Below are 18,122 nucleotides of genomic sequence, written 5' to 3'. Positions count from 1 at the left end.
TTCATTGATCCACAGAATTTCACTAAGAGAAAAAGGACAATAAAAAAACACGATAAGCAAACCGTGTACCATTTTCTCCGCCCCTCAAGGCCCTTATGGACATGACATCAGCTTTCTGCAAGACTTCCGGAAAAAGAACAATACAAAAACACCCGTTGCAGCGGGTTTACTGTACCATTATTTCCGGCATTATTTAGTTATACATCCTTCACCTCAATCACAATCTCAACTTTTCGCATATTTCAACACTCCTTTCAGTGTATGGTTTTATTCATATTCTAACGATTTCATTTTATATTATGCCCAGAGTTTCGTCAAGGTACAAAAAAAGAGAGAAAAAAATCTCTCTTTTAATAAGCCTTGATTTCTGTCCAGACCCGATCATATTCTGTGGTAAATTCACCCAGATCGATAAATACCTCACCCTTTTCAAAGATATTGCCCTTCGGATAGGCCAGTTCGTCCTCTGTCAGTTCTTCCGGCAGCAGCTTCATGGCTTCCACATTGGCCGTAGCATACATCACATAGGCGGCACACTTTGCAGCAACCTCAGGACGCATCATATAATCGATAAACAGCTCTGCCTCTCTCTTATGCTTGCTGGTGGTAGGAATCGCCATGGCATCAAACCATAGATTGGTGCCTTCCTTTGGAATTACGTAAGCTAAGTCAGGATTTTCCTCAAGGAGGAGCATGGCATCACCGGACCAGGCCAGGGCCATAGCTGCTTCTCCAGCAATCATCATGTCCTTATAAGCATCTACCTCATAGGCCTTTACCAATTCTTTCTGGCGTATCAATTCTGCTTTAGCTTTTTCCAATTCTTCAATACTTCTGGTATTAAGCGAATATCCCAGCTTTTTCAAAGTAATACCAATCGTGTCCCGTGCACTGTCAATCATGACGATACTGCGGCTATATTTAGGATTCCATAGAGCATCCCAGCTATCAATCTCCTCATCAACCAATTTGGTATTGTAAATGATCCCCATGGTTCCCCAGAAATAAGGTACAGAATATTTGTTGCCCGGATCATAGGGTAGGTCCTTAAATTGATCCCCGATATTCTTAAAGTTAGACAAGTTCGCCATATCCAATTCTTGCAGCAGCCCTTGAGTGATCATAGCTTCCACCATATACTCCGAAGGAAAGATCACATCGTAGTCTGTCCCGCCGGCTTGAATCTTTGCCAGCATTTCTTCATTGTTGGCATAGTTTTCATAATTGATTTTAATGCCGTATTCTTCCTCAAAATCCGCTAATACCTGAGGATCGATATAATCTCCCCAGTTGTAGACATTCAACCGGTTATAATACCCCTGTTCATTGGTTTTGCCTGATCCACAGGCTGTCAGTGCAATACACAATAGGAAAATTCCTATCCAGCTTACTACTTTTTTCAAATGGATCACCCCTTTAATCATATATTTTTCGAATTCTTGCCTGCAGCACACCCAACAGGCCGATGACGCCAATAAAGAGCAATGCAGACAGTGCGTTTATCTTCGGACTTACCCCCAGCTTGGTCATTGAGTATATTTTGATCGATAAGGTATTTATCCCTGAACCTGTAGTAAAAAAGCTCACCATAAAATCATCCAAAGATAAGGTAAAGGCCAGCAGTGCTCCCGTAATCACTCCGGGCATAATTTCCGGAAGAATTACCTTAAAAAATGCCTGTAAGGGTGTTGCCCCTAAATCCAGGGCTGCTTCTTCTAAATGAGGATTTAATTGCTTTAGCTTTGGCAGTACTGCTAAAATCACATAGGGAATATTAAAGGTAATATGGGCTAACAGCAATGTAATAAACCCTAATTTTAGCTGCATCCACACAAAGAGGGCTAAAAGGGATATTCCAATGACAATATCTGGATTGAGTACAGGCAAATAAGTAACATTCATAAAGAAAACCTTGGCTTTCGGTGACATATTATGGATGGCAACAGCGCTGACGGTGCCAATAACCGTAGCGATCAATGCAGCCAACAGAGCGATGGTAAAGGTATTGTACAGCGCAGCAACAATGGTTCGGTCTTGAAACAGCTCCCTATACCATCGGAAAGTAAATCCGCTCCAGCTGCCCCGGTATCTAGAATCATTAAAAGAATACACGATCAACAAAAAAATCGGCAAATATAAGAACAGGTACATCAGGGTTATGTAAGTTCCCTTGAGGGCTTTCTTTACCACAGCTCTCCCCCCTCTTCCCTATATCGTCCCATGATAGCCATACAAACCAAAATCATGGAGATCATAATAATAGAAATGGAGGATCCAAACTGCCAATTTCTAGCCACTAGAAATTGATTCTGAATTAAATTTCCCAGTAGAATCGTTTGTCCGCCCCCAAGCAGATCTGAAATAATGAAAGTACTAACAGCAGGCATAAAGACCATAATAGTACCGGATATAACACCGGGTATGCTCAAGGGAAAAATCACCTTCATAAAAACCTCCAGAGAAGTAGCACCTAAATCTTCCGCTGCTTCAATAAGGCTGTGATCCAGCTTGGAGAGTACAGCATAAATGGGCAGTACCATAAAGGGCAAAAAGTTATATACCATTCCCAGCAATACGGCACCATTTGTATAGAGCAGCTTTAAAGGTTCCTCAATGATCCCAAGGGCTATTAAAAATTGATTGATAACACCCTGATCCCGCAGGAGCACCATCCATGCATAGGTTCTCAGCAGAAAATTTGTCCACAAAGGGAGAATAAACAACAGAATCATCAGGCTTCTTTTTTTTATATCGCTTCGGGCAATGAGCAAGGCCATGGGATATCCCAGCAAGAAGCAGATGATGGTACTCTGTACCGCCAATACCACTGAGCGCCACAATACATTTAAATAGATGGGCTCTAAAAATCGCCGATAGTTGTCCCAGGTAAATGTATATACGATGTTTCCGTAGGGAGACCGACTGCAAAAGCTGTATATGGCAATCAATAAAATTGGTATGACACTAAAAATCAAAGCCCATAGGGCATAGGGAATGGCCAGCCATTTCTTTCTCATGGCTACACCGCCTTTTTCATAATATGGATGGCATCGGGAAGGATTTTTAGCCCTACTGCCTCTCCATTTTTTGCCATATGGATACTGTGGATCATCCAGTGGGTACCACTTTCATCTCTGACCATAATTTCATAGTGAACACCCTTAAAAACCACAGACTCTACAATTCCCCGAAGCATGCCTCTTTCCGGATCTACTATCTGTATATCCTCAGGCCTTACCAATACCTCAACAGCCTCATTATTTCCAAAACCCTTATCAATGCAAGGAAAAATCTGCTCTTCAAATTTCACACGATAGTCTTCCAGCATAATTCCCTTTAATATATTGCCTTCTCCAATAAAATCGGCTACAAATTGGTTTACCGGTTCATTGTAAATGTCTTCGGGCGTACCAATCTGCTGTATCTCTCCGTCACTCATCACCACAACCCGGTCTGACATTGTCAGGGCTTCCTCCTGATCATGGGTTACATAAATAAAGGTAATCCCCAGCTGCTGCTGCATTTTTTTCAATTCCAACTGCATCTCTTTTCTCAGCTTTAAATCCAAAGCTCCCAGGGGCTCATCCAAGAGGAGCACCTTCGGCTCACAGACCAATGCTCTTGCTATGGCAATCCGCTGCTGCTGACCGCCGCTTAGAGAGTGAATCTTTCTCTTCTCAAAACCTTCAAGGTTAACCAGCTGAAGCATATAGGCAACCTTTTTTGCAATATCCTTCTGCGCTGCCTTTTTTATATTTAAACCAAAGGCGATATTTTCATAGACATTGAGATGAGGAAATAATGCATACTTCTGAAAAACCGTATTCAACTGTCTCTGATAAGGGGGAAGATGGTTGATTCTACGGCCTTCAAAATAAACGTCTCCATTGGTAGGCTGTTCAAATCCCCCAATAATTCTCAGTGTCGTCGTCTTGCCGCAGCCGCTGGGACCCAACAGTGTTACAAATTCCTTTGGCCGAATACTAAGGTTAATGTCTACTAAAGCATCCTTTTCTGCAAACCGCTTTGATACACCCTTTAGCTCGATGATGTTCATCTCTATCTTATCCCTCCTCATGATGCGCTTATAGACTAGCTACCCATTCTGATTCATAATATTCAATAAAGCCTATGTAGTTATTTAGTTTTAGTAAACTTAAAGTTTACTAAAACTAAATTCAATTTATTATATTTTTTTTATGCCTTTTTGTCAATATTTACACTATAAAGAAAAATTTTTTTAGATTTTTTGTTTAAATACGGTCTCCTGTGGTATAAATAAAACAAGAAGGACATCCTTCTTAGAGTAGAATCCGGTAATTCCCTAGCAGCCAAATAATTAGCAATACCCAAAAATACAGAAAGATTAATCATATCTCCGAAAGAAGAATAAAAGCCTGTGCTAGAAAAAAAGTATTTAGAAGGAAGGTTGAAAGATTGATAAAAGATAGTCCACCAAAGTCCTATAAGGGCTGCTACAGTTACTTCCGATTCTATTCATATTAAAAACGAGTCACCATAGATTTATCTAAGTGACTCGTTTTTATTTGTTCTATAGATCTGCCATCTCCGTTTTTCAGATATATAATCTAATGGATCTACAGCTTTGTAAAATAGGCTAATGTAATGTATGTGTAATAATAAGGAAGTACTAATAAACTATAGAGAAAAATGTCTATAATAGCGAAAAAAGCATAGCTGGAGAAAAAGTGTGGTTTTCCTTTTTTGCTGGTATAGTCCAACACACAGTAAGAGGCAATGGCCGTGGTTAGCAGAAATAATATCCCGAATACAAGGGGATTCTTTATAAATTGGGGCAACACATTTCCTAAACTTTCATTGTTGAAAATAGCACTATTGGTAAAGGATAATTTCGCTAAGGTGTGCATGACCACAGCAGCAAATAGAACCTTCATCGTGTTCTGCTCCATCCAGCTCAACCGTGCCATAGACCCCAAAAACATGAGAATCACAACAGGCACAAAGGTATATACCAAGGGGATACTTGCAATATAGGTGATGGGTACTAATCCCAGGGTAGTATCCATAAACAGCTTCATCCACTGGTCTTTTCTCAGGCTTCCTGCGGCCTCCATTAGTTGGGGGCTGTCACCGGCCAGCATAACGCGCTTTTTGTTGCCTACTACATCAATCCACTGAAGGTATCTGTCTTCTCCTACGGTAAACCATCGGGGACTCACTGACAGTCCGTCAGTTTTAGACAGCAGCTTTCTATCGGTTATTTCACCATCTCTAAAGGTAAACTCCACCAGATTGTTTACCTTTTTATTATTGCCCTTTGTAGTCTCCGCAGTTGCAATAAAAGTCAGATCCCTCTGGTCAACAGCCAGAATTACAGGATTGGGCGCGTAACCATTAATATTCATGTTCCCTCTGATTACATGCTCCGGGCGACCCTTGGAAAATTGAAAATACTCTACTGTACTACTGCTAAACTTATTATCTATACTTACAGCAATAATATACAAATCTTTATCTCCGGCTCCAATATCAATATGACTTAAGGACATGCTGGTCCCGCTGGGAATGTTTCCGATTTCCTGAGCTGTAAGAGAATTCTCTTCAGAATTATAGAGTCCATAATTTACAATCTTACTGCTGTCTGCCTTTCTTTCCACAAAGGCAATATGATAAAGATTGTCTGTTTTCGCCACTTCCAGCTTTTCAATGACTTGATTTTCTAAAGCCCGATGAATCTCGCCCCCATCGGTCCACTGCAGTCCCTGATCCCCGGCAAAGAATAATAGATTCTCTTCTAACTCCATATCTCGAATACCTTCGCCCATTGTCTTCTGGCGGATGATTTCTCCCCTTTTCCAGTCCAAGACATATCCCTGCAGGGTTCTGTTTTCTAAACTGTAGAGATAGATTCTGTCCTGATCTCTCCACGCCTTTATCTTGTAGCTTTCCAAAATCTCCGGCTCTAAAGTTTTTTCTGAAACGATTCTCCCGCCATAATCCATTTGCAGGGTATGCAGCCGCCCATTTTCATGATAAATGGTCAAAAAACCATTCTCCTCCGGCAAATGCAGCGTCGTAACATTTCTGCTGTTCATGATCTGTGCTACATTGGTTGCGTTAAATTCTTTTATAAATATTTCTCTGCTCCATTCTTCTGAGGGCAGCTTAACCTCATCCATATACAGCACAGAAAAAAACAAAAAATAAAGTGCGAAGAATGAAATCAGCAGAACAAATTTCCAATCCTTCATTTTTACCAGCATTTTAATCCCCCCCTGGGACAAACTCTATAGTTTCTGAATATTCCCACAGCATGATTATATAGCAAAACTAGGGAATCTGGCTGTGGATAAGTCTTTAACTTTTTGTAATGAGTCTCCTAAAGATTGATAATCATCACATTATTTCGTGACACATGTCACAGAGTATGATTTCCCTATCGGTTAAGATAGTATTGTACTTAAGCTTCCAAATGACTTCAAAAAAATTACAATATACTAAAGGAGGATGTCCAATGTTTTTCAAAAAGAATGAACAAAGTGAGCCTAATCCAATGTTTTGTTACCAATGTGAGCAAACACCCCAAACCGGTTGTGTAAAATTTGGTGTATGTGGTAAAAACCCTGACATTTCAAGTCTGCAAGATACCATCATCTTTGGTCTGAAGGGTGTAGCTGCCTATGCTACGCATGCAAAAGAATTAGGAATGAGAGATCCGGAAGTAGATGGGATCATGCATGAGGCCCTTTATACAACACTGACGAATTCAAATTTTAATCTAGCTGAACATATCGGCATGGCGATGAAGGTAGGAGAAGCTACAGTACGCGTAATGGATCTGTTGGATCGTGCTCATACTTCAAGATTAGGAGTACCTCAACCTGTAAAGGTTTCCCAGGATAAGGTAGAAGGTCATGCAATCCTGGTAACAGGACACAATTTGTATGCCCTGGAGGAACTGCTGAAGCAAACAGAAGGAAAAGGTATTAATATATATACCCACTCAGAAATGCTTCCTGCTCATGGATATCCTGAGCTTAAAAAATATAGTCATCTAAAAGGTAATGTAGGTAAAGCATGGTTTGATCAAAGACAGTTATTTGAACAATTCCCAGGAGCCATCCTTGGAACAACCAACTGTTTGATGCCTATCAAAGGCAGCTACTCTGATAGAATGTGGACTTATGGGACTGCAGGATTAGAAGGCGTAGCAAAGATTGAGAACAACGACTTTACGCCAATTATTGAAAAAGCATTGTCTTTACCGGCTGCAAATATTGAATCCGATAAGACATTAACAACAGGCTTCCACCACAATACAGTATTAAGCATTGCTCCAGAAATCATTGATGCAGTTAAAAGTGGAAAAATCACCCGCTTCTTTGTTGTGGCAGGCTGTGATGCTCCTACAAAAGGAAGAGACTACTATAGAGAATTGGTTGCTGCTTTACCGGCAGGTGCTGTATTGTTAACAACTTCCTGTGGTAAATTCAGATTTAATGATTTAGACCTTGGTACAGTTCCTGGAACAGATATTCCAAGATATATCGACTTAGGTCAGTGCAACAACTCCGGATCTGCAGTAAAAATCGCCCTTGCATTAGCAGAAGCCTTTGGATGCGGTGTAAATGATCTACCGCTGTCCATCGTACTATCCTGGTTCGAGCAAAAAGCTGTAGCGATTCTTTTAGGTTTATTCAGCTTAGGTGTAAAGAACATTTACGTTGGTCCAAGTGCACCAAAGTTTGTAAGCCCCGGCGTATTAAAGGTGCTGCAAGATACCTTCAATCTACAGCTCATCAGCGGCAATGCACAGGAAGACTTAAAAGTAATGTTAGGCTAATCCAAATAACAATGGCGGGCAGGGAAACCCGCCACTACAAAATCTTTCAATATAAAAAAGAAGGAGAGGGTCTCTGTACCCTCCTAAACCCCACATCATCATTAAACCATTTAAAGACACTAATCTTTAATAATATACCTCATAGAGAAACAATCCCTGGGCAGGTGCTGTGACACCTGCCTTTTCTCTTATTTTTCCCTCTAATATCAGGGGGATCTCCTCTGCTTTTCGCTTTCCCAGCCCAATCTCCAGCAAGGTTCCTGTCATAATTCTGACCATATTATGCAAAAATCCGTTTCCATGGAAGAGGATATCTATCCTTTCTCTTTCCTTAAGGATTTCTATGCTGTATATCTCCCGTTCTGTGGATTTCTTTTTAGACTTTACTGAAGAGAAGGCCTGAAAGTCATGTTTTCCCACTAAATAGGCTGTGCCTTTTCTCATTTTTTCTATGCTGAGAGGCTCAGGTACATGGTAGGAGTATTTTCGGTAAAAGGCGGTGGGAATATGGCTGTTCCAAATACGATACATATATTTTTTGCTGACAGCATTGTACCGGGCATGAAACCGTTCCTCCACCTCTGCCGCTTTTTTCACCACAATATCCTGGGGCAAATAGTGATTGCAGTAATCTAAAATCTCCCTTGTGGTCATTGGGCTGCGGGTATGGAAGTTGGCCACCTGTCCTAAGGCATGAACCCCCGCATCGGTTCTTCCCGATCCAATGACCTCAATATTTTCTCCAGACATCAGGCTCAATACATTCTCCAGCTTATGCTGTATGGTATTTTCCGTGTTTCCCAACCTCTGCCATCCATTATATTTTGTTCCGTCATATTCAATCGTCAATCGTATATTTCTCATGCTTACTCCTATTTCTCCTTCCTCTCAGGCAACAGGCATTGCCACGCTGATCAGGATTCTCTAAAAAAGCTCCATGATTTCATCTGCACTCAATACTGTAGCAAAACCGTTATTTAGAACAGCTTGCGTCATTTTTTGAATTTCCTCTCTAGGAATAACCTCTCCATTTTTCTCTACAATATCAAAAGTAGCGGTACAGTCAGATATAAAGTAGTTTCGATACCCTAGGGCATGAGCCTCCCTTGTAGTGGTGTCGCAGCAATGCTCCGTACGCATTCCTGTAAGAATCAGGTTCTCAATACCTGCTTCGCGTAAGAGGTCGTTGAGATTTGTATTAAAAAAAGAACCTGGAGTATGTTTTGTAATCACCGTCTCTTCCGCTAAAGGCTTTATTTCTTCCATAATCTCCGTACCCTCTGTTCCCTCCTGGAAAAACATGCTTCTTGTGTTGTGACTGATGTGTTTAATATAGACTACTTTTACTTTGCGGCTTCTACAAAAATGAATCAGAGTTTTCAGCTTGAACAGTAAAGAAGCAGGGGGTACTTGGGGCAATTTCAACTTCCAATAATCCCACTGTACATCGATTACTAAAAGTGCTGTCTTCTCAGGTACTAGTTTCATCATGTCATTCCCTCCCAATCATTTTTGCACCAATTCTCTGGTTTTTATACTATTTATACCCAAGTCTAGGTGAAAATAGACTATATGATTGATTTCTATATATCCATTCATTTTCCTTCTATAATATAAGATTTTTCACTGGCAAGAGATCCGTTGCAAAGCATACTGCCCATAAAAACTAATGTAGTGGCGGGTTTCCATTCCCGCCATCAAGGTTTCCATTCCCGCCATCAAGGTTTCCATTCCCGCTATTAGGATCGTAATGCGGTTGGACACAGAGGCCCAACCCCATAGGCGTCAACTTAACCCATCATTTGTCATCCTGAGCGGAGTAAAACGGAGTCGAAGGATCTTTAAGCTAGATGATATATTCTGATAATCAAAAGTAATCTTGCTTATGTTCTATAAGATTCTTTGCTAACGCTCAGAATGACATGCTTCTAAGGTTTATTTAGAAATATTTGGATTAAGTTGACGCCTTTGGGTCCAACCCTACAACATCCTTAATAGATCACGATACGTAATTCGGCACACTGCAGAAAAAAGATGCAGCTTCAAAGCTACATCTTTTTTATTTCCTCTGCAATCAAACTTCCCATTTCCTTTGTTCCCACCAGCTTCATATCCTTTTCCATGATATCCTTTGTTCGATAGCCGGCTTCCAACACGCGGGCAACAGCCTCTTCAATCATCACTGCTTCTGCTTCCATCTCGAAAGAGTATCTAAACATCATAGCTGCCGAGAGAATCGCAGCAATCGGATTGGCGATATCCTGTCCCGCAATATCCGGTGCAGAGCCATGGATCGGCTCATACATCCCTAGCTTTCCACTGCCTAGGCTGGCAGAAGGAAGCATCCCTAAGGAGCCCGTCAGCATAGAAGCCTCGTCACTCAATATATCTCCAAACATGTTGCTGGTAACCATTACATCAAACTGATGGGGGTTTCGGATCAGCTGCATAGCGCAATTATCTACATACATGTGATGCAGTTCTACTTCCGGGTATTCCTTGGCAACTCTCTCTGCCACCTCTCTCCAAAGCCGAGAGGTTTCTAAAATATTGGCTTTGTCAATAGAAGTAAGTTTCTTTTTTCTTTTTTTTGCAATTTCAAAACCGATTCTTGTAATTCTGTCAATTTCAGGCTCTGAATAGGTTTCCATATCATAAGCACTTCTTGTCCCTTCTTCATTTCTTCCTCTGTCTCCAAAGTAAATGCCTCCTGTTAACTCCCGCACAACCATGATGTCAATACCATCGCCGATAACTTCTTCCTTCAAGGTAGATGCAGCCTTTAACTGAGGAAACAGTAGTGCTGGTCTTAGGTTGGCAAACAACTCCATTCCCTTCCTCAATCCCAAGAGTCCTCTTTCCGGGCGCAGATGTCCCGGCAGTGTGTCCCATTGAGGTCCACCTACAGCCCCTAGCAGTACTGCATCACTTTTTTTACAGCCCTCCAGCGTAGCTTCCGGCAAGGGTATACCGGTTTGATCAATGGCAGCTCCCCCCGCCAGATAAGTGATAAATTCAAAGGAAATTTGTTTCTTTTCCCCAACAGCATTAATTACCTTTACTGCTTCTTCAATAATATCCGGTCCGATTCCATCACCGGGTATCAGTGCTATCTTCATCCCTGTGCCCTCCCTTTTTTTACGTAATTGATTAGTCCCTCCGCCTTGATCAACTCTTGCATAAACTCTGGGAAGGGTGCTGCCTTATAGCTTTCTCCTGTAGTACGATTTACAATCCTTCCGTTGGCTAAGTCAACTTCCACCTGCTGACCTTCTTCAATTGCTCTTGCCGCATCTTCACACTCCAATATTGGTAATCCAATGTTGATGGCGTTGCGATAAAAAATACGCGCAAAGCTGACAGCGATAATACAGCTGATTCCAGATGCTTTGATAGCAATAGGGGCGTGCTCTCTAGAGGAACCACAGCCAAAGTTGCGTCCTGCTACCATCACATCTCCCTTTTCAACTCTTTCTATAAAGCTGGCATCAATATCTTCCATACAATGCTTTGCCAGCTCCAGTGGATTCGAGGTGTTTAGGTATCTTGCCGGTATGATCACATCTGTATCTACATTATCTCCATATTTGATGACTTTTCCTATTAACATCCTATTACCTCCTTTGGTGATGATATTTTACCTGTTATGGCTGATGCTGCAGCTATGGCTGGACTGGCTAAATACACTTCACTTTCTGGATGACCCATTCTTCCCACAAAGTTTCTATTGGTGGTAGCAACTGCTCTTTCCCCTTTTGCAAGAATACCCATATGGCCGCCCAGGCATGGTCCGCAAGTAGGTGTACTCACGACCGCTCCCGCTTCCACGAATATTTTCAGCAAGCCTTCCTCCATAGCCTGTAGGTAAATCTTCTGAGTTGCGGGAAAAATAATGGTTCTTACATGAGGATGTACTTGTTTTCCTTCCAATATTTTTGCTGCAATGCGCATGTCTTCTATACGTCCATTCGTACAGGAACCGATTACCACCTGATCGATAGCAACATCCCCTACCTCGTCGATGGTTCTTGTGTTCTCCGGCAAGTGGGGAAATGCTACTGTCGGCTTAATCTGAGATAGATCGATGGGATAAACCTCACTGTAGACTGCATCTTCATCAGCCTGATATACTGTGTAAGGTTTTGTGGAATGTTCCTTTACATACTGCAGTGTGACTTCATCTACATCAAAAATTCCATTTTTTGCACCCGCTTCGATAGCCATATTGGCCATGGCAAAGCGGTCATCTATGGATAATGCCTTCAATCCTTCTCCTGTGAATTCCATGGATTTGTACAGGGCTCCTTCAACGCCGATTTTTCCAATAATATGAAGAATCACATCCTTGCCGCTTACCCATTCACCCAAGGTTCCCGTCAGTTCAAATTTAATAGCCTCCGGTACTTTAAACCAGGCCTTACCGGTAGCCATACCCGCTGCCATATCGGTACTGCCAATACCTGTGGAAAATGCTCCCAGTGCACCGTAGGTACAGGTATGTGAGTCTGCACCAATCACCAGATCACCCGGTACTACCAAACCTTTCTCCGGAAGCAGCGCATGCTCAATACCCATCTGTCCGATTTCAAAGTAATGCTTAATCTCATGCTTTCTGGCAAATTCCCGAATTGTTTTACACTGCTCTGCTGATTTTATATCCTTATTAGGCGTAAAGTGATCCGGTACAATTGCAATCTTTTCCTTATGAAATACGCTGTCCCATCCAATCTTATTAAACTCCTCAACTGCTACCGGAGCAGTAATATCATTTCCCAGCACCATATCCAAATCTGCCTGAATCAGCTGTCCTGGTTTTACTTCTTTCAAACCGGCATGTTGCGCCAGTATTTTTTGCGTCATTGTCATACCCATTTCCTATTCCTCCTGTTCCATTTCTCTAAATAAAAAGTATTCGATTGAATCCACCAGAGCTTCAAAGCTTGCTTCAATAATATCTGTAGATACGCCTACTGTTCCCCAAACATTTTCTCCGTCAGTGGATTCGATATGAACTCTTACCTTTGCACCTGTAGCAGCATTTGTATCGAGCACCCGTACCTTATAGTCCGTTAGACGGTTGTTTTTTAATTGGGGGTAAAAAACTTCCAATGCCTTTCGAATGGCTTTATCCAGCGCATTTACCGGGCCGTTTCCTTCTGCTGCTGTTACTGCTTCTTGATCTCCCACTGCCACCTTAATCATAGCAGTGGCACTATTATCGTCCTTCCAAGGCTTTTCAGAGAGTACCCGGAAATCCTTAATCTCAAAAAAGCGCTTATGGGCTCCAATTTTTCTTCGTATCATCAACTCAACAGAGCTCTCTGCTCCCTCAAACTGATATCCTTCATTCTCCAAACTTTTTAATCGTTCTATAATTTCTTTTGTTTCCGGTGACTCCTTATGAATGCGGCCATCTATTCCTCTGATCTTGGATAGAATCGTACTCCTACCCGCCACTTCTGACATCAGCACTCTCCGTTCATTTCCTACAACTTCAGGAGGTATATGCTCGAAGGAAAGTGGATTCTTATGAACTGCATCAATATGCATTCCTCCTTTATGGGCGAAGGCACTGTTTCCTACATAAGGCATTTTTTCATCATGGGCCATATTGGCAAGCTCACTAACCCATCTTGAAATTCCCGTAAGCTCTTTCAGCTTTTTATCCTCAATACAGTAATAATCGGCTTTTAATTGTAAATTTGGGATCAATACACACAGATTCGCATTTCCGCAGCGCTCTCCATAGCCGTTGAGGGTTCCCTGCAGCTGTCGTGCCCCCTCCTGTATAGCAATAAAGGAATTGGCAACCGCCATCCCCGTGTCATTGTGACAGTGAATGCCGATAGGAACCTGAAATTCCTTAACTATTTTCCTTGTAATCTCTTTGATCTCAAGGGGCAGGGTCCCTCCATTCGTATCACAGAGTACCAGCCAGGATGCACCTCCGGCTGCGGCTGCTCTCAAAGTTTCCACTGCATAGTCCGGATTATGCTTATACCCATCGAAGAAGTGCTCCGCATCATAGATCACTTCTTTCCCTTTATCCTTCAGATATTGAAGGGTATCTTGGATCATATTGAGATTTTCCTGAAGGGTGGTGTGGATGATCTCAGTAACATGAAAGTCCCAACTTTTTCCGAATATGGCTACTACAGGCGTATTTGCTCTCAGTAAGGCCTGTATGTTTGCATCCTCTTCCACAGGCTTATTGGTGCGCCTGGTGCTGCCAAAGGCCGCCAATTTTGAATGCTTCAATTCCATGGGGGCAATTGACTTGAAGAATTCTAAATCCTTTGGATTGGAGCCTGGATTTCCTGCTTCGATATAATCTACTCCTAAAGCATCCAACTTTTCGACGATTTTTATTTTGTCTTTTACAGAGAAAGAAATTCCTTCTGCTTGTGCTCCATCCCTCAAGGTTGTATCATAGATGGCTATCTTTTTCATTTCCTGTACCTCCATAAATATTCCATCTTCTTACCTTTCCTGGAAGGAATCCTTAATTTCACTTTGCTAATTTTCTTGCTCCGTATAGATCATCTTATTGATTGCATTGATATAGGCCTTGGCACTGGCCTCAATAATATCGGTGCTAATTCCTCTGCCCAGATACAGGGTACCATTCTTCCGTATCTTCACGGTCACTTCCCCTAGTGCATCCTTTCCGCTGGTAACCGCCTTTAAGAAATACTCGGCCAGAATGATTTCCATGCCCACGGCCTTTTCTATAGCCTTAAAGATTGCATCTACAGGCCCGTCCCCAGTGGAGGCTTCCTCAATCAGTATATCCTCCTTCAGCAGCTTGACGGTTGAGGTGGATACGGTCTTGTTTCCACTGGAGATGTGAAAGTAATCCATCACATAGGTCTCCGGAATCTCCGTAATTTTTTCCGACAGCAAGGCTTCCAAATCCTGATCGGAAACTATTTTCTTCTTATCTGCCAAGTCTTTAAACTTTACAAAACACTCTTCAATTTCCTCTTTGTTCAAAGAGAAGCCCAACTCCTTCAGCCGCTCTTCAAAGGCATGCCGACCGGAGTGCTTTCCAAGAACCATTTGGTTTTCCTTCAACCCCACAGATTCAGGTGTCATAATCTCATAGGTGGTCCTTTCATTCAATACCCCGTGCTGGTGGATGCCTGATTCATGGGCAAAGGCATTGTTTCCTACAATAGCCTTATTGGGCTGTACAGAAACCCCTGTCAGCTTGCTGACGAGGGTACTGGTTCGGTGAATTTGTTCCGTGATGATTCCAGTGGCTCCGTTGAACCAGTCCTTTCTGGTATGCAGTGCCATCACAATCTCTTCTAGGGCCGCATTGCCTGCCCGCTCTCCCAAGCCGTTAATAGTACACTCCAGCTGTTGGGCCCCATTTTCTAAGGCAGCTAAGGTATTGGCCACTGCCATCCCTAAATCATTGTGACAGTGTACGCTGACCATGGCCTGATCTATATTGCTTACATTTTCTTTGATATTCCTGATCAATCTTCCGAACTCCACAGGGGTTGCATAGCCTACAGTATCCGGGATGTTGATGACCCTGGCCCCTGCAGCAATAACCCCTTCGAAAACCTGATATAAAAAGGCTGGGTCACTGCGGAAGGCATCCTCTGCTGAAAATTCGATATCCTCACATAGACTCCGTGCATACTTAACCATCTCGATGGCCCGATTCAGAACCTCTTCTCTGGACATCCTTAATTTGTGCTGCATGTGAATTTCAGAAGTAGCTATAAAGGTATGAATCCTAGGCCTTTTTGCATACTGCAGTGCTTCCCAGGCTCGGTCAATATCCTTTTTTTCCGCCCGCGCCAAACCCGCAATAATAGGGCCCTCTATTTTCTGGGCGATTGCTCTAACTGCTTCAAAGTCACCTTTAGAGGCAATGGGAAAGCCTGCCTCTATTACGTCTACGTTTAATTTTGCCAGTTGGGCTGCAATCTGAAGTTTTTCCTGGATATTGAGGCTGACCCCTGGGGACTGCTCTCCATCTCTTAGGGTTGTATCAAATATATGAATTTTACCTGCCATCCTTATCCCTCCAATTTATTCGAATCCTCGGAGCTGCCGTTTTGCTGCTTGCCGTTTTTGTTTCCTCTCTCAATACCAATGGCTCCCGTCCGGACCATTTCCTTGATGCCGAAGGGTCTGAGCAGCTCCTCCAGGGCTGATATTTTTTCACTGTCTCCCGTGATTTCAATGGTAATAGAGCTTTTGCTCAAATCTACTACCTTTGCCCGGAAGATATTCATAATTTGAATGATTTCATTTCTGTCTGCGGGGCCGGCACTTACTTTGATCAAAGCCAATTCCCGCATCACAGAATCCTTAGATATATCGAAAACCTTAATGACATCTATCAGTTTGTTCAATTGTTTTGTCACCTGCTCTACCACCGCATCATCTCCATCTACCATAATGGTCATGCGGGAGATCGTAGGGTCCTCGGTGGTGCTTACTGCCAGACTTTCTATATTAAATCCCCGGCGGCTGAAAAGTCCAGACACTCTGGATAATACACCGGGATGATTTTCTACCAACACAGATATGGTATGGCGCATCGCTCATTTCTCCTTTCAAGGACTATTTGTTACTAGGGGCTACTACATAATCCTCAGCATCAACAGCTATTTCCAACAGCATTGAAGTACTGCTCTCCAGCAGTCCTTTTAGGCCCTTTTCCAATGCCTCTGGACTGTCAACCTTTAAATAGGGAATGCCATAAGCACTGACTAGGATGCCGAAATCAGGATTCCCTTTCATATGCACTTGATAATACCTTCCTTCGCAGTAATGCCGCTGCAGCTCTCGAACCATGCCCAGGGCGTTATTGTTAAACAGTATGATCTTAACAGCAATATCCTCCTGAACCAGAACCGCCAATTCTTGAAGACTCATTTGAAAGCTGCCATCTCCTGTTAAAAGAATTACCTCTTTTTCCGGATCCCCCAGCTTTGCACCTATTGCTGCAGGCAATCCATATCCCATTGTCCCCAACCCCCCAGAAGTGATGAAGGATCTAGGCCGCTCTACACGATAGTGACCCCCTGCCCACATCTGGTGCTGACCTACATCAGTTGCCAATATGCTGTTTTGCGAATCAATCATGGCAGACAATCTATGAAGTATATCTCTTGGATTTAAAGACAGTCCCTTCGCATAAGGATATGCCCACTTTTTCTTCCACTGGTTGACCTGATTTCCCCAATCATTCTCCATGCGGGTCGGCTGATGCCTGATTAACAGACCCAGGGTATGCTTAATATCACCTACGATAGGGATTTTTGTGGATACATTCTTTCCGATTTCTGCAGGATCTACATCAATGTGAATAATCTTTGCTTTGGTAGCAAAATGATCCACATTCCCCGTAGCCCGGTCACCCAATCGTGCTCCTAAAATAATCAGCAGATCCGACTGACTAACCGCCTTGTTGGCTGCTGCACTGCCATGTTGCCCTACCATTCCGCTATACAGAAAATGATTTTCCGGAAAAGCGCCTTTGCCCATCAAGGTATTTACAACAGGCGCTTGAATCATCTCAGACAGTGTTAATACCTCTTCCCCTGCATTGGCAGAAATCACTCCGCCGCCTACGCAGATCACCGGTCTTGTACATTCGCTAATAGCCTGCACTACCTTTTTTATTTGAAGAGGATGACCTGCAATCGTAGGCTTATAACCCCTTAACTCTACTTTCTCAGGATATTTATATTGGATGGACTGCTGGGCTACATCCTTCGGTATGTCTATTAGCACCGGTCCCGGTCTTCCGCTTTTAGCAATATAGAAGGCCTCTGCCATGATCCGTGGAATCTCCCCGGCATCCTTTACCAGATAGCTGTGTTTGCAGAATGGTTCTATGGCGCCAGTAATATCTACCTCTTGAAAAACATCTCTGCCGATCATCTGCAAAGGCACCTGCCCGGTAATGGCGATAATGGGTATGGAATCCATATAGGCGGTGGCAATTCCCGTTATCAGATTGGTGGCACCAGGGCCGGAGGTGGCAATGCACACCCCTACCTTTCCTGTGGCCCTGGCGTATCCACTGGCATTGTGGGCAGCACCCTGCTCATTTCTTACCAATACATGACGGATTCCGGATGTGATCAAACTGTCATATACAGGGAGGATTGCCCCTCCCGGATACCCGAAGACGACTTCTACATTATTTTCCTTTAGACAGGTTACTATCGCCTGTGCTCCTGTTATTTTCATAAAAGCTCTACCTCCCCTTATTCAAACAGTGAAATCATAGGCGTCAACTTAACCCATAATTTGTCATCCTGAG

15 protein-coding genes are annotated in these 18,122 nt (G+C 42.8%); 1 reads left to right on the top strand and 14 read right to left on the bottom strand.

Features of this window, described 5'->3' with window-relative positions:
• Positions 1-350: 350 nt before the first annotated feature.
• The 5 genes from BUB56_RS10785 to BUB56_RS10765 form a co-directional block, all read right to left on the bottom strand.
• Positions 351-1,412 (bottom strand): ABC transporter substrate-binding protein, encoded by a 1,062-nt coding sequence (locus BUB56_RS10785; protein WP_408606956.1) that lies wholly within the window; start codon positions 1,410-1,412, stop codon positions 351-353.
• Positions 1,413-1,416: 4 nt separating this feature from the next.
• Positions 1,417-2,190 (bottom strand): ABC transporter permease, encoded by a 774-nt coding sequence (locus BUB56_RS10780; protein WP_110941326.1) that lies wholly within the window; start codon positions 2,188-2,190, stop codon positions 1,417-1,419.
• On the bottom strand, positions 2,184-3,017 hold the full coding sequence (locus BUB56_RS10775; protein ID WP_110941325.1) for an ABC transporter permease: 834 nt from the start codon (positions 3,015-3,017) through the stop codon (positions 2,184-2,186). Before BUB56_RS10775 ends, BUB56_RS10780 begins: the two co-directional genes overlap by 7 nt.
• A gap of 2 nt (positions 3,018-3,019) precedes the next feature.
• Entirely contained in the window at positions 3,020-4,063 is a 1,044-nt protein-coding gene (gene potA / locus BUB56_RS10770; protein ID WP_110941367.1) for a spermidine/putrescine ABC transporter ATP-binding protein, read from the bottom strand.
• 535 nt (positions 4,064-4,598) lie between these two features.
• Complete coding sequence (locus BUB56_RS10765; protein WP_110941324.1) at positions 4,599-6,245, bottom strand: hypothetical protein; 1,647 nt, start codon at positions 6,243-6,245, stop codon at positions 4,599-4,601.
• 251 nt (positions 6,246-6,496) lie between these two features.
• Here BUB56_RS10765 and hcp point away from each other — a divergent pair, with 251 nt between their 5' ends.
• Complete coding sequence (gene hcp / locus BUB56_RS10760; RefSeq protein WP_330392617.1) at positions 6,497-7,825, top strand: hydroxylamine reductase; 1,329 nt, start codon at positions 6,497-6,499, stop codon at positions 7,823-7,825.
• Between the two features lie 126 nt (positions 7,826-7,951).
• Here the strand turns inward: hcp and truA are convergent, their stop codons facing one another.
• The 9 genes from truA to ilvB form a co-directional block, all read right to left on the bottom strand.
• Complete coding sequence (truA, locus tag BUB56_RS10755; protein ID WP_110941323.1) at positions 7,952-8,689, bottom strand: tRNA pseudouridine(38-40) synthase TruA; 738 nt, start codon at positions 8,687-8,689, stop codon at positions 7,952-7,954.
• 60 nt (positions 8,690-8,749) lie between these two features.
• Complete coding sequence (locus BUB56_RS10750) at positions 8,750-9,316, bottom strand: cysteine hydrolase family protein (protein ID WP_110941322.1); 567 nt, start codon at positions 9,314-9,316, stop codon at positions 8,750-8,752.
• A gap of 557 nt (positions 9,317-9,873) precedes the next feature.
• On the bottom strand, positions 9,874-10,944 hold the full coding sequence (leuB, locus tag BUB56_RS10745; RefSeq protein ID WP_110941321.1) for a 3-isopropylmalate dehydrogenase: 1,071 nt from the start codon (positions 10,942-10,944) through the stop codon (positions 9,874-9,876).
• A complete protein-coding gene (gene leuD / locus BUB56_RS10740; RefSeq protein ID WP_110941320.1) occupies positions 10,941-11,435 on the bottom strand; it encodes a 3-isopropylmalate dehydratase small subunit in 495 nt (164 codons plus the stop codon). The genes leuB and leuD overlap by 4 nt, the downstream gene beginning before the upstream one ends.
• Entirely contained in the window at positions 11,429-12,697 is a 1,269-nt protein-coding gene (leuC, locus tag BUB56_RS10735; protein ID WP_110941319.1) for a 3-isopropylmalate dehydratase large subunit, read from the bottom strand. Before leuC ends, leuD begins: the two co-directional genes overlap by 7 nt.
• Positions 12,698-12,700: 3 nt before the next feature.
• Positions 12,701-14,275 carry a citramalate synthase gene (cimA, locus tag BUB56_RS10730; protein ID WP_110941318.1) on the bottom strand — a complete coding sequence of 525 codons (1,575 nt, stop codon included), beginning with the start codon at positions 14,273-14,275 and terminating at the stop codon, positions 12,701-12,703.
• A 66-nt stretch (positions 14,276-14,341) separates the two neighbouring features.
• Positions 14,342-15,859, bottom strand: a complete 1,518-nt coding sequence (locus BUB56_RS10725) for a 2-isopropylmalate synthase (RefSeq protein WP_110941317.1) — start codon at positions 15,857-15,859, stop codon at positions 14,342-14,344.
• Positions 15,860-15,861: 2 nt separating this feature from the next.
• Complete coding sequence (gene ilvN / locus BUB56_RS10720) at positions 15,862-16,389, bottom strand: acetolactate synthase small subunit (RefSeq protein WP_110941316.1); 528 nt, start codon at positions 16,387-16,389, stop codon at positions 15,862-15,864.
• Between the two features lie 22 nt (positions 16,390-16,411).
• Positions 16,412-18,049 (bottom strand): biosynthetic-type acetolactate synthase large subunit, encoded by a 1,638-nt coding sequence (gene ilvB / locus BUB56_RS10715; RefSeq protein ID WP_110941315.1) that lies wholly within the window; start codon positions 18,047-18,049, stop codon positions 16,412-16,414.
• Positions 18,050-18,122: the final 73 nt, after the last annotated feature.

Source organism: Geosporobacter subterraneus DSM 17957 (assembly GCF_900142145.1).
Taxonomy (GTDB): domain Bacteria; phylum Bacillota; class Clostridia; order Peptostreptococcales; family Thermotaleaceae; genus Geosporobacter; species Geosporobacter subterraneus.
The sequence above is the reverse complement of the archived record's forward strand: the minus strand, read 5'-3'. Positions and strand labels throughout refer to the sequence as shown.

What these genes read in the sequence shown, in the direction of transcription:
- ilvB (WP_110941315.1), bottom strand. Translation starts at nt 18,049, where the DNA reads ATGAAAATAACAGGAGCACAGGCGATAGTAACCTGTCTAAAGGAAAAT.
- BUB56_RS10775 (WP_110941325.1), bottom strand. Translation starts at nt 3,017, where the DNA reads ATGAGAAAGAAATGGCTGGCCATTCCCTATGCCCTATGGGCTTTGATT.
- leuD (WP_110941320.1), bottom strand. Translation starts at nt 11,435, where the DNA reads ATGTTAATAGGAAAAGTCATCAAATATGGAGATAATGTAGATACAGAT.
- BUB56_RS10765 (WP_110941324.1), bottom strand. Translation starts at nt 6,245, where the DNA reads ATGCTGGTAAAAATGAAGGATTGGAAATTTGTTCTGCTGATTTCATTC.
- BUB56_RS10725 (WP_110941317.1), bottom strand. Translation starts at nt 15,859, where the DNA reads ATGGCAGGTAAAATTCATATATTTGATACAACCCTAAGAGATGGAGAG.
- leuC (WP_110941319.1), bottom strand. Translation starts at nt 12,697, where the DNA reads ATGGGTATGACAATGACGCAAAAAATACTGGCGCAACATGCCGGTTTG.
- hcp (WP_330392617.1), top strand. Translation starts at nt 6,497, where the DNA reads ATGTTTTTCAAAAAGAATGAACAAAGTGAGCCTAATCCAATGTTTTGT.
- BUB56_RS10750 (WP_110941322.1), bottom strand. Translation starts at nt 9,316, where the DNA reads ATGATGAAACTAGTACCTGAGAAGACAGCACTTTTAGTAATCGATGTA.
- truA (WP_110941323.1), bottom strand. Translation starts at nt 8,689, where the DNA reads ATGAGAAATATACGATTGACGATTGAATATGACGGAACAAAATATAAT.
- leuB (WP_110941321.1), bottom strand. Translation starts at nt 10,944, where the DNA reads ATGAAGATAGCACTGATACCCGGTGATGGAATCGGACCGGATATTATT.
- cimA (WP_110941318.1), bottom strand. Translation starts at nt 14,275, where the DNA reads ATGAAAAAGATAGCCATCTATGATACAACCTTGAGGGATGGAGCACAA.
- ilvN (WP_110941316.1), bottom strand. Translation starts at nt 16,389, where the DNA reads ATGCGCCATACCATATCTGTGTTGGTAGAAAATCATCCCGGTGTATTA.